Consider the following 22,134-nt stretch of genomic DNA (forward strand, 5'->3'; position numbering starts at 1 on the left):
AATACTGCGATTTATTCAAAACGACGTACCACCTTATTTGGTTAATCTAATGTTTCATTTTTAACAGGTGCGCAACCGCTGTAGGAGCGCTAACTTAAGTAGCACGTCAACCACACCGGAGCGTGAAGCTATGAAAGTACTGATTCAATACACCCAAGCGGGTAAATATCGTGACCAAGCGTGGGAATCACTGACGCTAAAAGCAAAAGGCGAGATTCAAGCCGTGACGCCTTCTTATGCCGCTCAGCTTATTGAGCAAAACAAAGCGACGCTTGTAATGACCGAAGACGAACAAGTGATCTTCCATTCTTAATCTAATAGCGACTGACACTAAAAAGGCCTGCGTTTCTGCAGGCCTTTGTTTTTATTAGTTGAGGTTTAATTACTCAAAATCACTCGCTTCTGGCAGACGATCTAGCATTTCATAGTACTCACCGGCTACCGTACCGATGTCACCACGAATGTACGCTTGGATTAGATTCAGATCTTTCAGCCATAGATCTTTGTCTGCATCCGCAGACGCGACATAGCCAGCATACACATTATCAACTGCAAACATCATGTCTTTTGTGTAGTTGTTATAAATCAGAGCCATTGCGTCAGTGTAAGCTTCAAATACTTTTGTCGTCTTATGTGCTTTGCCACCTTTATAACTTAATGTTCCTGCAACTGAATCCATCACAAGATCACCTGAAGTCAGGTTGGCTCTCACAAAGTTACCGAATGAAGTGCTAAACGTCAGCACACCTGCTGCAATGTCTGCATCAATGGTAGTTTTCATTGCATTTACCATTGGAGCATCCAGTAGCAATACCGCATCGTGGTATGCAGGAAGAATCGATGTACGGAATGGTCCCCATGCCTTTTCAATGTCCGAAGCAATCTTGCTTAGTTGTGCCGAATCGTAGTTATCCAAGTAGTTTTTCAGATCGTAGCCTTCGCTGGTAACTAGCTGATTTGCGTAATCATAAGCCAGTTTGTTGGCTTTCGTTGCCACAAACTTCTTACCATCAATTACAAACTCTACTTTGTCACCTGCAATAATACCGTAGCGATCTTGTTGTTTAGTGAATGCATCAAACTGCGCTTTACCACGAGCCTTAACTTTGTAATCGTCAGACTGCATTTGGCTAACGCCCATTTCAAGGATCACATCACCGATACGTTCACGACTGACTGCGTCAATGCCCAAGAATCGATAAATACCACGTGGCATTGGAGGTAAGGACTCCATTTGTTCAGTAAGGTGTAAGTTCACCGTGGTACCTTTTAGGTTGGTGTATGGCTTACCCTCTTTATCTACCAGCGCGACAGGCGTGCTTAACGCATCATTTGCCACAATGTTGCCCATGATATCTTCATATTCAGCTTGAACACCTGGTAGGTCCAACAACGAAGCAAAGCTCACTTCATCGGTGTAGCGGTTAGAGAATCGACGTGCCAAGAAATAGCTCGCAAGCGCTTTGTCTGGCCAGTAACCCAACACTGACACGGCATTTGACCAAGGGTAATCAGGGTCAAAGCTGCCAATAGAGTTCAAGAAGCGTCCGTTTTGTGTCTCTGCAACCGCCTTGTAACCTTCATCGGCATCTTCAATGAAACGCGCCGCTAACTCATCAAAACAATTTGCTGCCGACAAATCGTAATCCGCCGGAATTTGGTGTGAGTTATTATCCAGCAATTTACCAAACGAAATCACTTTTTGATTGCCTGACGCATTTTCAATCACACATTGGTGCTCTGGTGTACGCAAAACATCAAGGAAGAACGCTGCTGATTTCTTCGCACCATTAGCGTAGTCACAGAACCATGAGTTATCTGCTTTGCCTTCACTACAGTATTGAGGGTTTGATGCTAGGCGCAGCAAGAAATCGCCCGGCTTATCTGTACTAGCGGTATAACCTAAGTTGGTGTACAAGTTATCGATGCGTTCTAGATCTTCCACCTTGTCACGAATCGAGTTCATCTCAGAATAACGGCGTAATAGGTAACCTATGTAATCTGTGGAGTACAACCCTGTCGTTCCGTAAAGCTGCAAATTGCGGCGGTCATAACTATCAAGGTAGTTTTGCCATTCATAAGAGACAATTTCTTCTAAGTTTGTCCCTTCATCAAAACGGTTACAGTCGCTGTTTAGTGAGACGTTACCATCAGTACAGAAGTCATATGACTTACGCTCAATCTCATTGACTTTATCAAGATAATAGAGCACACCGTAACGCGTCTTCGCCTTAAGTTCCGAGTCATCAGACAGTGCTGCAGTGTCAAATCGGCTAAAGTCACAGTTGTACAGAGATTTGCCACTGTCTGTGCCCGTTAACTTCTTAACTTCAGAACACACCATGAGTGCATCATTCTCAGCGTTATCACCAAATCTGTAGGCGAAGCTTTGCTGATAGTCTTGCAGTTCTTTTAGGTAGCTGTTGTATGCTGCTTTCGCTTCATCGCCAGCGTCGTCTGCTGGCTTCGCTACAGGTGTTGGAGCTGAGCCCGAAGATGCTTGAACGGTTTCAACTTTACGACCATAACCGAACTTAAACGCTGCAATATCGTACAGACCCCATGTTGGTGTTTCATCCAACATACTCGGCGCGTAGTCCATGGTTGAGCTGTACGCAGGAATATTATTCAAGCCCAGTTGATGTGCTTGCTCTAGCGTGTAGTAGTTTGATTTGTCATTCGAACCTTTAAAGTTATGACGTAAACCTAAGTTATGACCAAGCTCATGAACCAGCGTATTACTGTAAGTCGCTACAGTAATCGCATCTGCCGTTTTAACCTGCAGATCTTTTGGTAGATGTTTCCAACGCTTAAGCTCTCGAGAGACTTCTTTGCCAGCATCATCTAGCTTGATTTCGAAGTAACGGTCGTCATCCAGTTTCAAGTTATCAAGCATGGCTTTGCTGGTTGAAGAAACCCACGATGCTTCGATTGGGTAAACATTGTGCTCCGCCCAGAAAGATAAACGGTTTTCTTCTGTTGCGACCACCTTTTCAAAATCTAACTCATCGCTGAAGGTTTTCTTTAGCTCCGTTGGCGCTTTAGTCGCTGCTTTGCTTGTGGTCATTTCTTCTTTTGACACAAGAGGCGCAGGAATACTTTCGTCCGCTTCCAGCTTCGCGATTGCCGCCATAGTTGAGAGCGACTCAATTCTCTCTGAAACTTCTGATGTTGTTGTCGCGGAGCTTGTCGTTGGTAACGGATCGAGACCGTCTAAGTCCAATTGATTACGGTTGTAGAATCGGGCTAGGTTATCCCAGTAATAAGGAACCCCAGTTCTTGCCACACCAGCGTATTGGTTTACGTGACCTTTGATGATCTCACCCGTCATTGGGTTAGCAACGGAAGGACCATAACCTAACAAGCCGTTCGCCAGCGGCTCATCCACCAAGTTGATCACGTTGTAACGCAAATCACCCGGGTGTATACCTGCACCTTTGGTTTTGTTTACGATTTCAATTTCTGGCTTGCCAGAATCCGCACCAAATAATTTAAGTGCTTGGTTCATCTTATCGATGGATTCAAGCGTCGCATCTAAGAAGATTTTGTTTTTCTCTTCAAAGAAGTTATCGGTCAGATAATACTTGATTGAATCTTGATCAGGGTTGAAACGGTTCAGGTACACCACATCACGATCATACTTGTTTGTGATAGGGTTAAGCTGCTTTGTCTCAGAGACAAAGAAACCAATGTCATTCTCGTCACCAATAGGATATAGAACCGGTTGGTAGTCTTTGGTTGCCACCACACTCTCGTGCATTAGAGAGTAATAAAAACGAGATTTAAACGCGCCATCGACCAGCATGTCGTCAAGACCCGCTTTGGTATCTTCGTTGATGTAGGCTGACATGTTATCCAAGTCAATGCGGAACGAGCGCTCAAGTTCGAAGTTTAACGTGCCCTTCTCTGGATCAAAATCCCATGAGATTACGCGCGGCGAACCAATTTCGGTTAGCCCATCCGTGATCCCATACAGATCTTCCATATTGAATTCGGCGATCTCAAGATCTTCCGGACGCGGAGTAAAGTGGGTCTTACTCTTGTAGTTTAGACTCGCATCCTCGTTAGTTTCTTCTTTGTTCGTACAGTCACCGTGACCATCTTCTTTACAGCGGTATGCTGCAAAGTCACCAGGAATAGTCAGAACATGTGCAAAGTTAACATCGTCATCATCGGCAACGAACTTCTCCTCGCCACAATAGTTGTTCGCGTCTTTGGTCAGATGTGCGTCTGGGTAGTTTTTGTCGTAATTACGAACTTCCAGACCTTCTTTACTGAAACACAGCTCAACATAACGAGGCGAACCTTGTAAAAATGGGAATTGGTTTAGCGCGAATCTTGGTGCTGCACCAGTTGTTGGTACGTAGAACCAACGACCGTCTTTTAGGTCTTTAACCGCGATTTCTTTTGCATCTCTTTCGACATAGTCATAAGCCTGATCGTCAGCACCACAACCGGCAAGTCCGGCAGTGATCGCTGACACCAGAGTTAATTTTTTAAACATGGTTTGGATATCCTTAATTTTTGTTATTTTCCTAGAAGGAGTAAGCAACAGAGGCGATGTATGACGCTTTCTCTTGGTCAAGCAGGTCGATATTGCCCAGCGTTCCTCGTTCCGCATCTTGATAGAAGCCGGTAGAGGATGCTGCCAACGTTAGTGACCAGTTCTTGTTGAATTTGTAGGTTCCGTATAAGGCACCTTCATACTGCCAACTGCTCCGTCGAGTCCCTTGATAACTGATGGTGTTACCACCTAAAGCCGTGATGCCCAGAGAGAACGAATCCCAAGACTTTTCAGCGACAGAAAACAGTGAATAGGTCCACTCTGTGAGTGAGCGACCGCCATTCGTTTTGTACTTGTGGAAGTTCTTTTTGAGTCGCGGCGCGATAGAAAAATCAACGCTCCACAAAGAAAAAGAGACCGGTACGGCTAAACGAAAAGCTGTTTGTAGCTCATCGTTTCGCGAGTCTTCTGAGGTAGGTATGGTGAACTGACCTGCAACAGCAATTTTTCCCGTTTCACCAAAGCGATACAGGTTCGAGTATTGCAAGCCCAGTACTGAATCCGTTGCGTAAGTTCCAACTTCATCTTCTAGAGCGCGGTAGCCACCGGCAGAAAAGAAAGCTTTGATGTCTTTTGAAATCGCGTAGTTGAGATCCCCGCCCCAAGAAAAGTTGCGAACGGAGCGATAGTCGTCTTTGTCGTAAATATTTGTATCGTAAGAGAGGTAAACGGACCCACTTAGTTTACAAACTATACATGACGACTCTCCTTCATTTTGGGTAGATTCGATCCCGCTGCTATCAGCTACGTTGGTTTCTTCTGCGAGTAACGGCATTGAAAACAGCGTACCTAACAGCATCGCAAGCGGGGTCATCGTCCACTTAGTTGTGTGCTGCATGTTTTTAAACTTCCATGAAAATTAAGTTCATTAGAACAAACTTAAAGACAAACAGATTATTGGAATGACATTCTAAATAAGTAACAATCAGACCAATAAACCTATCAACCATAAGATTTCTCGTATGGTTAAATCCTTATTCTATTTTTGATAGATCTATTTTTAGTTATTTGTGCTATTTGAAATTTATAACTCGCGATAAGTCAACGTTGTTACAATATAACGATTCCATTTTTTAAAATTGCACAATCATATAAAGCAATCGTTGTCGTCATTACTAAAAAGACAACAATACCGATCTTTATCAACAACTTACAAAAACAAGCTTTGAAAGAGACAGAAATGAGAAATACATGTTAATAGAACAGATACATTTATGAGAACATCATTCTGTTATAACAATCCTTGTTATGTCATTTTGGTAGGCTAATTATTTAATCTTATAACTGAAGAATACTAATAAGAGAAATCATCAAAACCATCCGTTGTTAATAATGAATTTCGCATTTAAAACAAAAGATGGAAATAATATCAAATTCGAGTTTTCTAATATATTGACGTAACCCAAGAGTAGTTTGAATAGAAAGTCACCCATTAAGGTCAATAAAAATTACACAAACATTCACAAAATGAATAATTAAAGGCAGAGAACTCTAATTACAACACAAATGGGCTGCATATCTGTGAATTTATATTCATTTAACGATTTTTTATAAATTTGCATTTTATGTGACAAAAATCACAACAATGTGAAACAAAAGACACAAATGTCAATAAACTTAAGCATCAATTATCTCATCAACTCTCAAAAATGAAGGGAAGCTTAAGGTTGTCTTTCTCTGTTCTTCTTACAATAAAGTTTGAATTATTTATCAACAATAGCAGTAGGTTAGCGCCGGCAGTCTCTCATAAAAAACTGAGTAGCAGGCATGGAAAGACGTTAAGAGTAAAAGCACTAACTCAATAAATTTCGGGTTTGAATATTCAGCGAATCAAAACGCACACTTATGCTCTGGGTAAGCTGCCAAGGCGACAGCTTAATCTTGAATGGTTTTGTTACCACAATTTTCACAGATCAAATGACGAGAAAAATCGTCCATCGAAGCTAAAAAAGCACCGAAGACAGCACTTTTGAGAAACCCAGTAATGAACTCTTTCTTCCCGCGGTTTTTATCACCCTCAAAAGCACTTTTCTTTCTAACTAAAACCACAACGTGGTGCGTTTCCACTCCACATTTAGGACACAGAAACACTTCTGTCTTTCTTGACATATTAGCCTCCTAGGTAGGTATTTCTTAGCAACGTAACGATTACCATGACCGTGCATCAACTTTGGCTCGCAATGCTCGAGCATACTCGGTTAACAGCCTTGCATTGTCTGCGCTTTCAGCGTCTCCACAAACTCGACCTTGATAGGTAATATTGGGGCTGGAATAGATAGGTACTATGTTCTTTTCGTAGCTCATGATGGTTCCAGAGTCACCACATAATGCAGCATGAGCATACCGCTTGATCTGTAACTGGTTATCCTCAGCTGTCATGGATTCAAGTGTTCTACCTTGAACTTGAGATGATAGCGTTTCTAAATCATGTTGTGCCCATGCTAAGTGCCCTAGTTCATGCTCCAAAGCTAGTGGACCAGCTCGTACATCGGAAACCACGAAGTTAGGAAATAAATCACCCCATGTTTCTGCTATTTTGTACTCAAAATCAAAGTAACTGCTGTCCTCACTTAACACCAACACGACATAAAAATTTGGTTCCTGATACGCACGTTCCAACAAACTGCTGTGTTGCAGGTTGAGTTCGTAATGTGAAGACAACATATCTTCAGGTTTAGCGTTGTGAGCATCAAAGAACTCATAACCAGCACTCTTACGAATCATAGGAACACATGAGTTTGCGAGAATAAGATTCGAAAGGGCTAAATCCTCGTCGATTCGCTCTTCCAAGGCTTCTATGCTGAAGTCATTGAGAATTGAATAGTCAAATACGAATTGAACCCAAGTCTCCACTTTTTCTTCGTCAGCGCATTGCGAAAGTACGAGCTTTTGAGAGTCAAAATAGAGCAAAGCACTTACGAACGCCGTCCCCACAATTAAGCAAATACTTACAACTTTCAGCTTCATACATTCTTCTTATGAATTTCATAGACAACAAAAATAAGTACATGAAATGTATAAATTAATGAAATTGATATGTAAATAAGCGCTTATTGATTATGAGAATAAGCACCATGAGTAAGTGTGGTTACTCGTCCTCGTTTAGACGACGAATCAATTTGGCTGGCGTTCCACCATATAAACAATCTGGCGGCACATCACAATTCACCACTGAGTTGGCAGCAATCACAGAACGAGCGCCAATGGTTACGCCTTGGTTGATGACTGAGTTCCCACCAATCCAAACGCTATCTTCAATCGTGATTGGTTTACAAAACGTTTCCCATTTTAGTCGGCTACGGTAATCCAGCGAGTGAGATGCAGTGTAAAGCTGAACACTTGGTCCAATAAGCACATGATTACCAATGGTGATTTTAGCGCCATCAAGCATCACGACATTCATATTGATAAAGGTCTCTTCACCGATTTCAATCGTTTTACCAAACTCACAATGGAACGGCGCACGGATGATGCTCATCCCAACCTTGCCAAATAGGTTCTTTTGCAGTGCATCACGTTGGGATTCATCGGTGTTGCCATTGAATGCCATCAACGCATGAGTTGCGTGGGTTCGAATCGCATCAATTTCTTTGTCTGCGCCATCGAATACTTGGCCTGACATCATTTTCTCTAGTTCGGTCACAGGATCTTTCCTACAGCTTTTAACGTAGCTAGGTTAATGCAAAAGAGGAATAAAAAAAGAGAAAAGCACGCGCTTTTCTCTTTCCTATTTTATTTAAGTGGCACTAGGGTCGGTTACACGATTTCCCAGCTGTGAGTCATCTCTACGCCCTTACCGAGCATCAGGCACACGGAACAGTATTTCTCTAACGAATCAGCAGCAACTTTCGCTACGATTTCTGGATCTAAGGCTTCACCCGACACTTCAAAATGAATGTTCACTTGAGTAAAAATACGCGGTGCCGTTTCACGACGTTCGGTTGTGAGCTTCGCATTAACAGAAGCCACTTTCTGACCTGCTGACTTCAATCCATCAACCACATCAACAGAACTACAACCACCAGCAGCCATCAATACCATCTCCATTGGGCTTGGTGCAGTCGCACCGCCATTGCCATCCATCACAACGGAGTGACCAGATTGAGACTGACCTAGGAATTTAAAGTCTTCGACCCATTTTACTTCTGCTTGCATGGTTTCCCTCATTATTACTTCTGTCTCATCGGCAACCTATCACCAATGAGCGTTTGTTTGGTGCCATTACTGTAGCCCTCCGGTATAAAAGGGCAAAGAATTTTTCACTATTGTTGCAATTTTTTAGCTCTAACTTCTGTCTCCTTACGTAACATTCATTGAGAAAAATGACGTTTGAGGAAGTTATGAAGAAAGTATCTAAGCTATTGGTGGGATTCTCATTCACACTCCCTGTACTGTTCATCTTATTAAGTAAAACAGGCACTGCCGATACCATGGATAAGGTGAACGCATCTGGCAAAACCGACATTGCTACTTTGGCTGGCGGCTGTTTCTGGTGTACTGAATCAGATTTAGAACAATTACCGGGTGTGTTGGACGTCGTATCTGGTTATTCAGGTGGTGATTTAGCAAATCCGACCTACCGACAAGTCTCTTCTGGCAAATCTGGTCATATAGAAGTGATTGAAGTGAAGTACGACCCAAGCATTGTTAACTACGAGCAAGTTTTGGATTACTTCTTCCGCCATATCGACCCGACTGACGACAAAGGCTCATTCGTCGACCGTGGTCCCCAATACCGTCCTGCGATCTTCTACCATAATGCGGAGCAAAAACAGATTGCTGAGCAATTTATGATGGAAATCGACAAGGCGATGATTTATCCGAAGCCACTTAAAACGGAGCTTATTGAGTTTGAAAAGTTCTACCCTGCGGAGTCTTACCATCAGGATTACTACAAAAAGAGTGCCCTGAAATACAAATATTACCGCTACGCGTCAGGTCGAGATAAATACCTAGATGAAGTGTTTGGTGAGGATCGTAAAGACAACCCAAAAACACTACGCGAGCTTATCAACGAAAAAGATCTGATGACAAAACTGAAGGTCTATGAAAAACCGTCTGATAAAGAGATCAAAGCGAAGTTGACTGATCTGCAGTACTACGTAACACAAGAAGAAGGCACAGAGCGTCCCTTTAACAACGAGTACTGGGATAACAAAGAAGCGGGCATCTATGTGGATATTGTCACTGGTGAGCCACTGTTTTCATCGACGGATAAATACAAATCAGGTACAGGTTGGCCAAGCTTTACTAGACCAATCAATCCAGGTTACATCGTTGAGAAGACCGACTTTAAATTGGTTTATCCACGAACAGAGATTCGCAGCAAGTTTGGCGATTCGCATATTGGTCATGTTTTCAAAGACGGACCAAAACCAACAGGGTTACGTTACTGCATGAACTCAGCAGCCATGAAGTTTGTACCAGTAAGCGAAATGGCAAACCTAGGTTACGACGATTATCTGTACCTATTTGATAACTAAACTCGCTTAAGACAACGAATTAGGAGTGAACATTCAGAACGATGAAAGGTTTTAAATCCAACCTTCCCATAAAAGTCTGTCCAGTCTGTGAGCGCCCATTTTCTTGGAGAAAGAAGTGGGCGCGAAATTGGGATGAAATCGTTTATTGCTCTGAGCGTTGCCGAAGAAGAAAATCAACGAAGACGTAGGTCACTCCGAACCTCTCTAGTGCGTATTTTGCCCCAGTAAGTACAATCTTTACCAAGGCAGTAATGCGCCATCATAAGCCCAAAATGCCCCGCTATCTTGCGGGGTTGCTTTTTCTATTAACCCCAACAAATCCTTTGCCACTCGCTCTGGCGTGAACAGTTTTCCTTCTGGCACATTGGTTTGAAAAGGCGCAGACAACGCCGTATCGGTGGTTCCCGGATGGAGCGCGAGTACCGTGCCATGCTTGAGCATTCTTTGCCACTCAATTGACATGGTTTTGAGGAACATATTCAACGCGGCTTTTGAGGCTCGATAGCTATACCAACCGCCCAATTGGTTATCGTTAATACTGCCAACTTTAGCAGAAACAGTCGCAAACTTAGGCTGTGTGCTGCGTTTGAGCTTAGGTGTAAAGTACTTCGCCAGCAGTAAACTGGGCAAGGTGTTTACCATTATCGTTTGCTGGAAAAAGTCTGCGTCGAGAGAACTCAAATTCTTCTCCGGACCTTTCTCTTGGGAGTGCAACATACCCACGCAGTTCACCAACCAATCAACATGCTCGATGTACTCACTGAGCGCTTTCACCTCCTCATCTTGTGTCACATCCACTTGATGCCAAATAACATTGGGATGATGCCAGTTGGGGTGTTGCCTACGATAGGTCGCGTGAACACGAGCTTGAGGAAAATGTTCCGCCGCGCACGCAACCATGGCAAATCCAATTCCGCCATTCCCACCTACGATCAATATTTCCATTACAAGGTCTCCAAATTTTCCATGTAGTGCTCCGCGGTTTCAAGGATAGCTTGTCGTTGCTGTGGTTCCATATTGTCCCAAGAGCGGAAAATCATCCCGATACGAGGATTGGTCGCCAATCGCTTGTCATGCTTGTTCATAAAACGCCAATACAAGCTGTTGAATGGGCATGAACCTTCACCACTGCGTGCTTTGTTGTCGTAATGGCAGCCCTTACAGTAGTCGCTCATTTTATTAATGTAAGAACCACTAGCTGCATAAGGTTTAGTGCCGACAATACCTCCATCAGCAAACAGCGCCATACCACGTGTGTTTGGCATCTCTACCCACTCGATCGCGTCAACGTATATACCGAGATACCATTCATCCACTTGGGATGGATCGATCTCAGTTAGCAAACAGAAATTACCAGTGACCATTAAACGTTGGATATGGTGCGCATAGGCGTAGTCAAGGGACTGACCAATCGCATTACGCATGCACGCCATTTTTGTTTCGCCATTCCAGAAGAAATCAGGCAGTTTTCTGCTCGCTTCCAGTTCGTTCTTTTTCGGGTAATGAGGCATGTTCGCCCAGTACACTCCGCGGATGTACTCTCGCCAACCTAAAATCTGGCGAATAAAACCCTCAACCTGAGAAATATTAATGTCTGGGTTTGAATGGAATGCCTTGAGTGACGCATCAATGACTTCTTGCGGGTGCAGTTGTTTGCTGTTGAGAGAAAACGAAATCCGACTGTGATACAAACTCCATTTAGCGTCGTGTTGCCCAGTCATCGCGTCTTGAAAACGACCAAAAAGAGGCAAGCAAACTTGGCAAAAATGAGCAAGTAGAGACAAGCTTTGAGCACGGTTAATCGGCCACAATAAATCCCCTTCAAAGTGCCCTATCGTTTTAATTCCATGACGTGTTAATCGCGCTTGTATTTCACTGACATCGGTACTAAACATTAAAGGTTGTGGCAACTGCTCAATATCTTTAGTTTTGAGTTTGTTGCGATTATTCGCATCATAGTTCCACTTCCCCCCAACAGGTTTGCCATCTTGCATTAAGATGTTGAAACGCTTGCGCATGCGGCGATAAAAGTGCTCCATCATGATGTGTTTGCCTTGCGGGAACTGCTCTTCGATCTCTTCAAACGGCAACAAAAAGTGCTCTGAATCAACGCAACGCGTTACTACGCCATTGAGCTTAAGTTTGGCAAGTTGTTCCAATAATCGGTATTCATCAGGGCGTTGATATTCAAACTTGCTTGCACCAACTTCGCTGACAAAATGCTGGAGAAGTTGCTCAAGATCCCCAAAAGATTGGGTATCATCCAACGTAAGATGCAAGACTTGATGGCCTTCGCTCTGACGCTCTTTCGCAAACTTTTCCATTGCAGAAAAGAACGCACATACTTTTTGAATGTGATGCGTCACATACGTGCTCTCTTGCTTTAACTCTGCAATCAAATAGAGAACGTGGTCATCAGGTTGCTGAAACCAAGTATGTTCGCAATTGAGTTGATCACCCAAGATCAACCGAACGGTATCAAACTGCATCATGATTTCTCCGTAGAAGACGCATTGCCATGACTTTCCATCGCAATCGGCCAATCAACCATGTCCACATTATCCAAACGTGAACCATCACAATGCCCATCCCACTTATCAATAAACTCATGGTTGGGGTCGTACATTTGCGTCTGCTTTTCAAGATTGAATTGCCTTGAACCACGAGGGTCCGCACCAACGCCTGCGAGGTATTGCCAATTTCCCCAATTTGAAGCCACATCGTAATCAATTAATTGAGACTCAAAATATGCAGCGCCATAGCGCCAATCTAGCCCTAGTTCATGTACAAGGCAGCTCGCGACCAGTTGTCTGCCACGATTCGACATGTACCCAGTTTCATTGAGTTGATGCATACACGCATTAACGAGCGAGAATGGCGTCTCGCCTTTTTTCCATTGTTGGAAACGATGGGCGTAAAAGCTGGTCAATGGCGTTTGATTGCGAATCCCACCAAAATGAAACAGCTGCCGACCATATTGTCGCGCATACCAATAAAAGTACTCACGCCACAGCAATTCAAAGTAAATCCAATACGTCGAATCATTAGCACCATAATCCGCTTCATAACGCTTTAACATGTCCACGATCCTTTTCGCCGAAACACAACCATGTGCTAACCACGGGGAGAATTTAGTGGAATAATCCATGCCATCTAAACCGTTGCGTGTCTGTTTGTATTCACTCGCAAGCGGCGAATCAAAATACCGACGACAATGCTCAAGCCCCGCATGCTCTCCCCCAGCAAATGGCATTGGCTTTAAGTCGCGAGTTAAGCTCAATGTTGGTAAAGAGAGACCTTTGGGTAGTGGTGGAAGTGTGGAGACTCTGCCGATAGGTTGCGAAATAGATAACTTTTCTACTTGCTTACGAAACTGGGTAAAGGTATCAGGTAGCGCATTGAGACTGAACGGGAGGTCAGCCAACCTAAATAAACTTCGCACTTCGTGCTGAACAACCGTTACGTGGCGTTCCTCCGCCTTAATTTCTTCGATGACATTTTGCTCGTCGCAACCCGGCATAGCATCAACGTAAAGCCTTGTAACACCAAGATTTTTGAAGGCATGTTTTAATGCTTGGTAAGGATGCAAGTCGACAACAAGCAAACGTTGTTCAAGTGCATTTAAAGACAGATTGAGGCAGTGTAATGACTCATCTAAAAACTGTCTTTTTGGCTGACCAAACTCGGATGTTTGAGCATAGTGCGCCAAAAATGGTGAAACCTTGGGGTAACAGTAAAGACAGATAAGAAAATCCACTTCTTCTGCAGCTTTGGTCAGATTTGGGTTGTCATGCAGTCGCAAATCATTGGTAAACCAATACAGTCCTATTGTTTTGTTCAAACGAAGCTCCTTTTGGCACTTTTCTGTTATGCGCATGCCAGATTCTACGAACCTTAGTTGGTCAAGATCAGCACTTCGTTTACATTGCTCAAAACTCCATCACTCAAACTTTTATGGTAAACAGAATGTTACGAAGGATTTTATGAAATTTTAAAATCAAGACTAATATTCATGAAACCATTTGATTATTTGCTCATATTTTTTAAGAAAACCAAGCAAAAATGACAAAAAATAAAGCGATATTGTTTTATATCCGTTACCCTTAGCTTAATTCCATTTTGCTTGTAACACTGCAGAAATGACCGACGAATTTAAGAAATCAACCGCGAACCTAAAAAAAGCGGTACCACTGATGATAAAAAACCACGTAGCGGCAACACCAGCCAACTACGCACTGTGGTACACCTACGTAGACAAAACTATCCCAGAGCTGAATCAAGAATTAGATATGGTTCTTGAGAACTATGACGTCTGCCCACCAGCAATGCATAAGCAGCTCTATAACAGCTATGTTGCGAGTAAAGCAGAAACCAGCTTAGAAGAACTCAAAACAAATGTAGAAGTGCTTTTGGGCGAAGTCTCTAGCTCGATGACTGACACGATTACCGACACCTCCTCCTTCTCCGACATGGTGGATAAGAGCTTTAACAAACTAGAAAAAGTTGAAGACAATAGCCTCAGCATCGAAGAAGTGATGAATGTAGTGCGTCAGCTTGTTGCTGAGTCTCGTGAAATACGCCACTCGACGAAGTTCCTAAATAGCCAACTCACAACGGCTAGCGAAGAGATCTCTCGCCTTAAGAATCAGCTAGCAGAAGTGCAGAAAGACGCCTTGTTCGATGGCTTATCCAACCTGTATAACCGTCGCGCTTTCGATAACGACCTGCAAATGCTGATCGATAACAACCAAGCAATGACGCTGATCATGTTGGATATTGACCACTTCAAAGCATTCAATGACAACTACGGTCACCTATTCGGAGATACCGTGATCAAAGCTATTGCTCGTCGACTGCAACAAAGTTGTCGTGACGGCATCAGTGCTTATCGCTTTGGTGGTGAAGAGTTTGCCCTTATCGTACCAAACAAGTCACTGCGAATCGGTCGACAATACGCTGATACGCTTCGTCGAATGATTGAAAAGCTGCGTGTTCGTGACAAACGTTCAGGGAGCCAAGTACAAAGCATCACCGCCTCTTTTGGTGTTGCAGAATTTGAAGTTGGTGACACGCTCGATAGCATCGTAAACAAAGCTGATAAACAATTGTATGAAGCGAAACAACTCGGTCGTAACCGCGTAATGCCGCTTTAACACAGTCAAAACGAACAGGCGAAAGCCATTCAAACTGGCTGAAAATATAAACAAAACCCCAAGCAAGTGCTTGGGGTTTTGTCTTTCTTGGGCTGGCTCGTTATTCTCTGTACTTCTTAGCTCATTAATCAATGCTATAGCAGTAGCTTAAGAAGTAATCGTCGCCATTTTTCGCGGTGTACTCTTTGTCTTCACTGCACGCCATTGGCTTTCCTTTCTTATCGCCTTTGATTAAGCTGATCCAATGACGCATCGCGGTCGGTGCATTACCAATTAGCTCAGGGCTAAAGGTCGTACGCGTTTCCAGTTGGATGTCGTCAATGTCCATCAACTCCACACAACCCGTGCCTTTGTGACAACCGAACATTACTTCAACGTGACTGCCTGATTCATCTTTGAATAGGATCGATTTTGGATCTTCTTTCTCTCCTGTGTACGCCACAAAATGCTTTGGACTTTTCAGACCACTGTGTGTGCCGTCCTTGAAGTACGCCATTACGTGTCTGTAGTCGATCACGTAGCTTGATACATCTTGGTGTGACCCACTCTCCAATGGGAACATACGGTCCAGTAGTTGCTTCGCCTTAACTTGCTTCTCGCTCTGCTGCTCAGCACTTACCGCCTCGACGGCAAATACGGCTTCAGCGATAAATGGGCGTTCTTGTTGTTGGATGTCTTTTTTATCGAAGTTCAGCATATTCATCGTCGTTTCCTCGCACTTAAACACTCTTCCTAGAGTAAAAACTTAAAACCTCTGTTTAAGTTTCAGGCAAATCTGTGAAGTTGATGGTTAATTTCCTTGCCTGCTCATTATGTAGACTAGCGAAATATTGACTACAATTTCACAACAAAAATTTTACAATGTGAATTTTACAAAATGTCTGTGTCAAAAAGTCTTATCCGCCAATCTCACTTCTTAGGAACGAAAATTCGTAACCTAAGGAAGAACAACCATTTAACGATGGAAGATTTGTCTGCGCGTTGCGTTAGGATTAATCCTGAATACGCTCCGTCAGTTTCTTACTTATCCATGATCGAACGTGGAAAACGCGTTCCGAGCATTGATATGTTGGAAGTGATTGCCGAAGTTTTCCAAAAAGAACCCGCTTGGTTTTTAGACGATGAACCAGAGCTAGAAGCCATTACCCCCAACAAAGGTAATCGTGGTGGCATCAACGGAATGGCGCTCGAACCAAGCTTTTTATTCTCTAACGACATCCTACAAATCGCGATACCGGAAATGCTCTCTCAAACCGGCATCACGGGGCGTCAGTTCGCTCATCTCTTGATTCGAGCGCATCAAGAGAACCACCAAAACCACTTCCCGGACTTAGAACGAGCGGCAGAAGAGGTTGGCTTAAAACGTCTTAATCTTTCGGTAGAGGATCTGATTGATATTGCGAAAAGCATGGGATTAGATATTCGCTGGGTAGACCGCGCGCCACAAGATGTGATTGATGAACTCGGTGTGAGTGCCAAGCAGTTGATCACCTCGTTTATGGAAGCACCAGGGACCATCTACCTCAACAAGCGCATGCGAGACTACCCGACTCGATTGAAGTACGACTTAGCGGTATACATTGGGCACCGAGTGCTGCACAGCAGTGACGGCATGAATAACGTGTTGTCGATTGGTCACCAGAACAACTGGGAACAAAGCGGTTCACAGGTTTCTAACTCTGAACTCAACTCACAAGATATTTTACAAGCGTGGCGCGATTTCGAGTCGAGTTTCTTTGCTGGGGCGTTGTTGTGTCCGAAAGTGCCATTTCGTCAGTTACTTGACCGCTCTGGCTATGAAATTGATGTTCACAAAAAAGCGGGCGTCTCGCCTTCTGTCGCGATGCGCCGCATGACGGTAGTGTCGCCATACCCACACTGGCATTACTTTGATGCCTATGGTCCGGGCAAACTGAAAGCCGTATATCGCGGTAATGGTATCCCTCTGCCTTGGGGAAACATGCGTAAAGTCAATGACCCTTGTCAGCACTGGGCGGTATTCCGCCGCTTATCACAACCGCTGGACACCAGCTCGGCGCAAATTTCGATTCTTAACGTCGGTAACGAACCTCGCATCTATTGCTGTGAATCGGTCAACGTATTTGACCCTGCAGGTAATAATCGCGTTCTGTGTGCAGGTATTGACCTCAATCCAGCGATTTCAGCCCAAGGTGGTGATGCGATTGCGATTGCTGAAGAGTTGAAATCACTGTGTGTGTCTTCCGGTGGTAGTACTGTGATTCCACAGCACATCAAGAAAGATCTCACAACGATTGCCAAAATTCTCAACATCAATTGGATCGAACGAGGGATTCAAACTCAAGCAAGATTGATTTGTTCAAGAGGAGCAGTGTGTCCAAGGCAACCAAGTTGTTATAACAAGTGTGGCGAATCAGATGATTCGGGCGATGAGAGGCAAATTATTGAACTCTAAAAAGAAAAAACGCCAATCACAATGAGGTGATTGGCGGTATATACTTGTGAACAATGTGTATTCACTAACAACGTCAGTTGGCTAGGTGACCCTCGGCTTAATAAGGGTCACTCTGTATAAAGCACGATGCGTGCCAACTTTTAAAACTGCGTTTTTTCTTCGATCTTGATGCATATTGATGATTTATTAACCACACATTTTGCAAATCGCATTTGCAAAATGCAAACAACTGCAAAATATGCCACAACATGCATTGCTACTAATCCCTTTGTCAGCAATGTCCTTTCTTAGTGATAAGAACGGCTTAAATGAAAAAGCCTCGCTAAGTGTGCGAGGCTTTCCGTTTAAATGTTTTAAGCGGGTGCTATACCATTCGTTTTAGCCGCCATAGTGTTTCTGTTGATACATTCGCTCGTCGGCGATTTTCATCATTTGCTGAGATGAAATCATTTCAGGGTCAAACATCGCGTAACCCATGCTGGTTCGCAGGTATATCAATTCTTCTTCATAGATCACCGGCGTTGAACACAAGGCAAACCTCAGTTTTTTCAACAACGCTTGAATGTTTTCTTCAGTCTTAGGGTTATGCACGATGATAAGAAACTCGTCGCCCCCCATTCGCGCCACAATATCTGATCGGCGCAATGTGCTTTTGATTCTTTCTGCACACGCCACCAACACCTTGTCCCCTGCGTCATGCCCATAGGTATCGTTAATATGCTTAAAATGATCGAGGTCGATGTTAACCAAGGCAAAGCTATAACGCTTTTTATAGCGCTTGGCGATCTCAAACTGCTGTTGATAAGACTTCATAAAGTAACGACGATTTGGCAGCTGAGTAAGCTCATCATGCAATGCACGGCTGTCCGCTACAATGTATAGGCGATAAATAACAATGAGCGCAATGCTCAAAGCAAGCACGATCGGATAGCCAACTAAACGCGCCATTTGTAATACATACCAAGGCACTTGTTGTTCTAACTCACCATTGGAGTACACCGCCAGACTCCAGCCACCATATGGGAAGAACACTTGCTCTTTGGCATAAATGTCCTCTTCTCTTCCCGGATTGCCAAAGATAACATCACCTAGCTCACCGCCACTGTCGTAGCCACGCATCGTCATTTGATATTGGTAAGAAAAATCAATGACACCCGTTTCTCTCAACAAACCATTGAAATCGATCACCGCACTAATAACGCCCCAATAGTCTTTATTAGTCGGAGGATCGCGGAACACAGGAACGCGCACAATCAACCCTTTACCGCCTTGTACAAGCTCGACAGGACCGGCGATAAATATCTCTTCAATGTCTTTGGCTTTTTGTACCTGAACCCATTGAGTAGGCACGCTACGATAATCAAGACCAATCACACGTTCATTGCCCTTTCGAGGGTATATATAACCGACGACATCATTTTCTGCGATGCCAATAACAGTAATGTGATTACTTTTGCTTAAGATACGATTTGCCGCCAAATTCAGCTTGTGTGTTTCGCTGTTCGGCAGCAATGTGATAAGCGTAGCGAGAGTACTGGCTTTATATATATCAGCCATCAGTTCCGCTTCCAAATTGGAACGGAGCATAGAAAGTTGTTCTTTGGCCTCAACTTGAACTCGCTCTCGGTGCAGACTGAGCTGATTTTGGTGTAATAGCTCAATAACTCCAACGCACAGGGCAAAAAAAGTGAGGAAGAACAATGCAAAGTAACCTTGCTTCTTCGGTGAGTACCGCATCTGTTCCCCACTAACTCATGGCAAACCAAGAGTTTTCTTTATTTATTGTTAAAATACTTATTTACTAAAAGAATAACCAATAGCCATCGTAAAGGTAATAAATATTTGTTCATTTTATAAAAGAGAAAGGTAAAGTGAGATGCAGGTACAAGGCGATTTATTCAAAAGCTCATTTTGGCAAGAAGTAGCACAAGGCAAGATCTACCATGATCCTCACTTTCTGAGTCATTCAGAAGCCGACCATTACTTTTCCCAATTGCGAACAACCCTACCTTGGCAACAAGAAAGCATCATGATGTTTGGTCGCTCAGTTCTACAACCTCGTTTGCAAGCATGGCACGGCGATGCAGCGTACACCTACTCCGGGCTCACAATGGTACCTCACCCTTGGACCACAGAACTTAGTGATCTCAAAGGACGCTGCGAAACCATTGCAGACGTTTCGTTCAACTCAGTATTGGCAAACCTGTATCGCAATGGACAAGATTCAATGGGCTGGCACCAAGACAACGAACCAGAATTGGGAAGAAACCCGATTATTGCGTCGATTAATTTGGGGGAAACTCGTCGGTTTGTGCTAAGGAATTTACATTGTAAAACCCAAATAGAGTATGAACTCAGCCATGGTTCACTGCTTATCATGGCAGGTGAGCTTCAGCACCATTGGAAGCATGCTGTCCCAAAAACTGCAAAAACCAAAGGAGAACGCATCAACCTAACGTTCCGCCATATCGTGACTAACTATTGACTGAGCCATTACATACCGATAAAGCATTGATGGTAGGTTTGAATTCTGGCTTTCTAACGGAATGTGTATATGCGTATCAAACCTCTCAGCTTAGCCGTGTTGCTCTCATGCTCACTGGTTTTTCAGGCGCAAGCCTCTCAAGAGTCTCCAGCTTTGACCTATTCACAATCTGCTCAGTTGATCAAAAGTACCTATGAGTCACAGCTCTATACCTTACCAGCGTTTCGAGAAGGGCATTTCGGTCTTCGTATGTACCGCCAAACTTTGGATGATAAATACTTACCTGCGGTATGGACTGACATGGCGCAAGTTGCCAGCCGTTTAAATCGCTTTGCCAGCGATGTCACCACACCAGAACAGATTTTTCTGTATTCAGAGGAACGTTTAGCCAGCTACCATGACGACGAAGACGAGCGCGGGCAGCGCCGTTATACCGTTACCAAACATCAACCAGAATACTTGTATTTAGGTGTTGATTTACTTGGCGCAATGGCACGAGCCGATGAGTATGGTTTAAAACACAAGCAAGACAAAACGCTGAGAAGCATACTAAAACGTTATGACTTTGCTCGTTACGCCACTGACCCCGCCATGATTGAGGCTTGGGCAGCTCAGTTGGCGAATCAGGTTTATTGGTTGCGTCAACTCGGCGAGCAAGATGTCGTTAAAGCGTTTACAGATGCATTCCGAAGCACCTACCCAGATAGCCTAGATAAGAAGCTCTCACCGCAACAATACGGCAATAAGCTCTACGGCATGACACACATCATTTTTGGAGATTCTCAGTACTACCAAAAACAGGTTAACGAAGCCGATCATCAATGGATCTATGACTACTTTCGCGACAACATAGACACCATCATTCTCCGTTCAAAAGAAGATGTGATTGCTGAAGTCGGCATTACTTTCTTGTTGGCTGGTTTGGATAACGATCCGGTTGTTGAAAAAACACGTCAAGCGATTCAAAGCGCCCTTAATACTGAGCAAGGCATGATCCCTTCTGTGGATGGTGAGTTCGACCTAACTTATGGTGAACACCGTAATGTCCTCGCGATCATGCTGTTAGATTGGCAAGGAGTGCATCAAGCACCGACGGTAAAAAACCAACCACAAGCGTTTAGTTCAGTACCATACGGATTGGTACCCAAGTCGTAATCGACCTTACTGAATCTAGTTTGAGATCAGGAAGCAGAGCTAAACACTCTGCTTCTTAAGCATTTGCTCGTAGCGAACCAAGCGAAAATCTTGAAATCCTTGCATCACGCTCCGGATCATTGGGTTCTCAAAAAATTGCCGGCTGGTTCCTGTGTAGAAAGTGATGCAATGACTTGAACAACATCGTTCTAAAAAACAATCTTCCATAAACTGATTCAAGCTATGATCCCGAATCGGGAAAAACACCATCAAATCTTTACTAATTTCAGCAATATGATTGAGTAATTGAGTTCGAATTGACTTGGTCAAAAATACAACGCTGACCAAGTAAATGGCGTTATTCTTCTGTTCATACACCACATGTCCAATCAGCATTCTTTGGTAATAGAAACAGTAGATTTTAGGTTGATGAAGCTCAAGCTCATTCAGAGTTTCGACAAGCTCGTTCCCATTCAAACGTTGATGGGAATCCATAACTAATGATCTATCTTCTCCTTCCAATTTATCCAAAGATACGTGACTGGTATGCGTGATCTCATACTCGTACACCGTACTTAAATTTTGGAAGTTGACCGGATGTTGGAGTGCTTTCTTAACACTCTTCAGCTCTTGAGTATCGTAGTGATATGGTTGCTGAAAGAAATGTGCGATCCCGAGACGTCGCAGTAATGTCGGCTCTATTTTCCTCCTCTCCCACTGGCTCAGCGTTGCTTGATTCAAGCTAGAGAATACACGGTGTGAAGAAGAAAGCAGCTCCGCCAAACTGTCTTGTGAGTATTTATATTTCTTTCTAAAGTGCTTCAATGCATCAGCAAATTGAAGTCGGTCGAACTGCATTTTTTCTCCTAGCCAAACGCCGT

General features: G+C 43.6%; 19 protein-coding genes. 7 read left to right on the forward strand and 12 right to left on the reverse strand.

Annotation, left to right across the window (positions count from 1 at the left end; translation table 11 throughout):
- Positions 1-130 precede the first annotated feature (130 nt).
- Complete coding sequence (locus VHA02S_RS06995; protein ID WP_005445428.1) at positions 131-313, forward strand: hypothetical protein; 183 nt, start codon at positions 131-133, stop codon at positions 311-313.
- 69 nt (positions 314-382) lie between these two features.
- Here the strand turns inward: VHA02S_RS06995 and VHA02S_RS07000 are convergent, their stop codons facing one another.
- The 6 genes from VHA02S_RS07000 to VHA02S_RS07025 form a co-directional block, all read right to left on the reverse strand.
- Positions 383-4,504 carry a zinc-dependent metalloprotease gene (locus tag VHA02S_RS07000; RefSeq protein WP_038898183.1) on the reverse strand — a complete coding sequence of 1,374 codons (4,122 nt, stop codon included), beginning with the start codon at positions 4,502-4,504 and terminating at the stop codon, positions 383-385.
- Between the two features lie 31 nt (positions 4,505-4,535).
- Positions 4,536-5,402 carry a membrane protein gene (locus VHA02S_RS07005; protein WP_038898182.1) on the reverse strand — a complete coding sequence of 289 codons (867 nt, stop codon included), beginning with the start codon at positions 5,400-5,402 and terminating at the stop codon, positions 4,536-4,538.
- Between the two features lie 1,037 nt (positions 5,403-6,439).
- Positions 6,440-6,673 carry a hypothetical protein gene (locus VHA02S_RS07010; RefSeq protein ID WP_005445432.1) on the reverse strand — a complete coding sequence of 78 codons (234 nt, stop codon included), beginning with the start codon at positions 6,671-6,673 and terminating at the stop codon, positions 6,440-6,442.
- 39 nt (positions 6,674-6,712) lie between these two features.
- A complete protein-coding gene (locus VHA02S_RS07015) occupies positions 6,713-7,531 on the reverse strand; it encodes a hypothetical protein (RefSeq protein ID WP_038898180.1) in 819 nt (272 codons plus the stop codon).
- A gap of 121 nt (positions 7,532-7,652) precedes the next feature.
- Entirely contained in the window at positions 7,653-8,207 is a 555-nt protein-coding gene (locus VHA02S_RS07020) for a sugar O-acetyltransferase (protein WP_005445435.1), read from the reverse strand.
- A gap of 113 nt (positions 8,208-8,320) precedes the next feature.
- Positions 8,321-8,719, reverse strand: coding sequence for an OsmC family protein (locus tag VHA02S_RS07025; RefSeq protein ID WP_009696881.1), 399 nt, complete (start codon positions 8,717-8,719; stop codon positions 8,321-8,323).
- Between the two features lie 185 nt (positions 8,720-8,904).
- On the opposite strand from VHA02S_RS07025, the gene msrB reads away from it, so the two are divergent.
- Both msrB and VHA02S_RS25230 read left to right on the forward strand, forming a co-directional pair.
- Positions 8,905-10,047, forward strand: a complete 1,143-nt coding sequence (gene msrB / locus VHA02S_RS07030) for a peptide-methionine (R)-S-oxide reductase MsrB (RefSeq protein WP_009696880.1) — start codon at positions 8,905-8,907, stop codon at positions 10,045-10,047.
- 41 nt (positions 10,048-10,088) lie between these two features.
- Complete coding sequence (locus VHA02S_RS25230) at positions 10,089-10,235, forward strand: DUF2256 domain-containing protein (protein WP_005453360.1); 147 nt, start codon at positions 10,089-10,091, stop codon at positions 10,233-10,235.
- Between the two features lie 49 nt (positions 10,236-10,284).
- Here VHA02S_RS25230 and VHA02S_RS07035 read toward each other — a convergent pair whose 3' ends face one another.
- Genes VHA02S_RS07035 through VHA02S_RS07045 form a run of 3 tightly spaced genes read right to left on the reverse strand, consistent with a single transcriptional unit; the run spans position 10,285 to position 13,888 of the window.
- Positions 10,285-10,992, reverse strand: coding sequence for an SDR family oxidoreductase (locus VHA02S_RS07035; protein WP_029789591.1), 708 nt, complete (start codon positions 10,990-10,992; stop codon positions 10,285-10,287).
- Complete coding sequence (locus VHA02S_RS07040; RefSeq protein WP_038898218.1) at positions 10,992-12,536, reverse strand: cryptochrome/photolyase family protein; 1,545 nt, start codon at positions 12,534-12,536, stop codon at positions 10,992-10,994. The genes VHA02S_RS07035 and VHA02S_RS07040 overlap by 1 nt, the downstream gene beginning before the upstream one ends.
- The gene (locus VHA02S_RS07045; RefSeq protein ID WP_038898179.1) at positions 12,536-13,888 is read right to left on the reverse strand and encodes a DASH family cryptochrome; all 1,353 of its coding nucleotides are present in this window, start codon (positions 13,886-13,888) and stop codon (positions 12,536-12,538) included. The genes VHA02S_RS07040 and VHA02S_RS07045 overlap by 1 nt, the downstream gene beginning before the upstream one ends.
- Before the next feature lie 298 nt (positions 13,889-14,186).
- Here VHA02S_RS07045 and gefA point away from each other — a divergent pair, with 298 nt between their 5' ends.
- The gene (gene gefA / locus VHA02S_RS07050) at positions 14,187-15,200 is read left to right on the forward strand and encodes a diguanylate cyclase GefA (RefSeq protein WP_005453351.1); all 1,014 of its coding nucleotides are present in this window, start codon (positions 14,187-14,189) and stop codon (positions 15,198-15,200) included.
- 124 nt (positions 15,201-15,324) lie between these two features.
- On the opposite strand, the gene VHA02S_RS07055 is transcribed toward gefA, so the two are convergent.
- On the reverse strand, positions 15,325-15,903 hold the full coding sequence (locus tag VHA02S_RS07055) for an aldolase/citrate lyase/malate synthase family protein (protein ID WP_009696876.1): 579 nt from the start codon (positions 15,901-15,903) through the stop codon (positions 15,325-15,327).
- Positions 15,904-16,077: 174 nt separating this feature from the next.
- Here VHA02S_RS07055 and VHA02S_RS07060 point away from each other — a divergent pair, with 174 nt between their 5' ends.
- Positions 16,078-17,634 carry a DUF3612 domain-containing protein gene (locus tag VHA02S_RS07060; RefSeq protein ID WP_009696875.1) on the forward strand — a complete coding sequence of 519 codons (1,557 nt, stop codon included), beginning with the start codon at positions 16,078-16,080 and terminating at the stop codon, positions 17,632-17,634.
- A gap of 378 nt (positions 17,635-18,012) precedes the next feature.
- Here VHA02S_RS07060 and VHA02S_RS07065 read toward each other — a convergent pair whose 3' ends face one another.
- A complete protein-coding gene (locus tag VHA02S_RS07065; RefSeq protein ID WP_005453344.1) occupies positions 18,013-19,371 on the reverse strand; it encodes a diguanylate cyclase in 1,359 nt (452 codons plus the stop codon).
- 139 nt (positions 19,372-19,510) lie between these two features.
- Between VHA02S_RS07065 and VHA02S_RS07070 the strand changes: the two genes are divergently transcribed.
- Positions 19,511-20,119, forward strand: coding sequence for an alpha-ketoglutarate-dependent dioxygenase AlkB family protein (locus tag VHA02S_RS07070; protein WP_029789595.1), 609 nt, complete (start codon positions 19,511-19,513; stop codon positions 20,117-20,119).
- A 69-nt stretch (positions 20,120-20,188) separates the two neighbouring features.
- Positions 20,189-21,274, forward strand: coding sequence for a DUF3541 domain-containing protein (locus tag VHA02S_RS07075; RefSeq protein ID WP_038898178.1), 1,086 nt, complete (start codon positions 20,189-20,191; stop codon positions 21,272-21,274).
- A gap of 39 nt (positions 21,275-21,313) precedes the next feature.
- Here VHA02S_RS07075 and VHA02S_RS07080 read toward each other — a convergent pair whose 3' ends face one another.
- Complete coding sequence (locus VHA02S_RS07080; RefSeq protein WP_029789597.1) at positions 21,314-22,111, reverse strand: helix-turn-helix domain-containing protein; 798 nt, start codon at positions 22,109-22,111, stop codon at positions 21,314-21,316.
- Positions 22,112-22,134: the final 23 nt, after the last annotated feature.

Source organism: Vibrio harveyi NBRC 15634 = ATCC 14126 = KCTC 12724 (genome assembly GCF_001591145.1).
In the GTDB taxonomy this organism is placed as follows: Bacteria; Pseudomonadota; Gammaproteobacteria; order Enterobacterales; family Vibrionaceae; genus Vibrio; species Vibrio harveyi.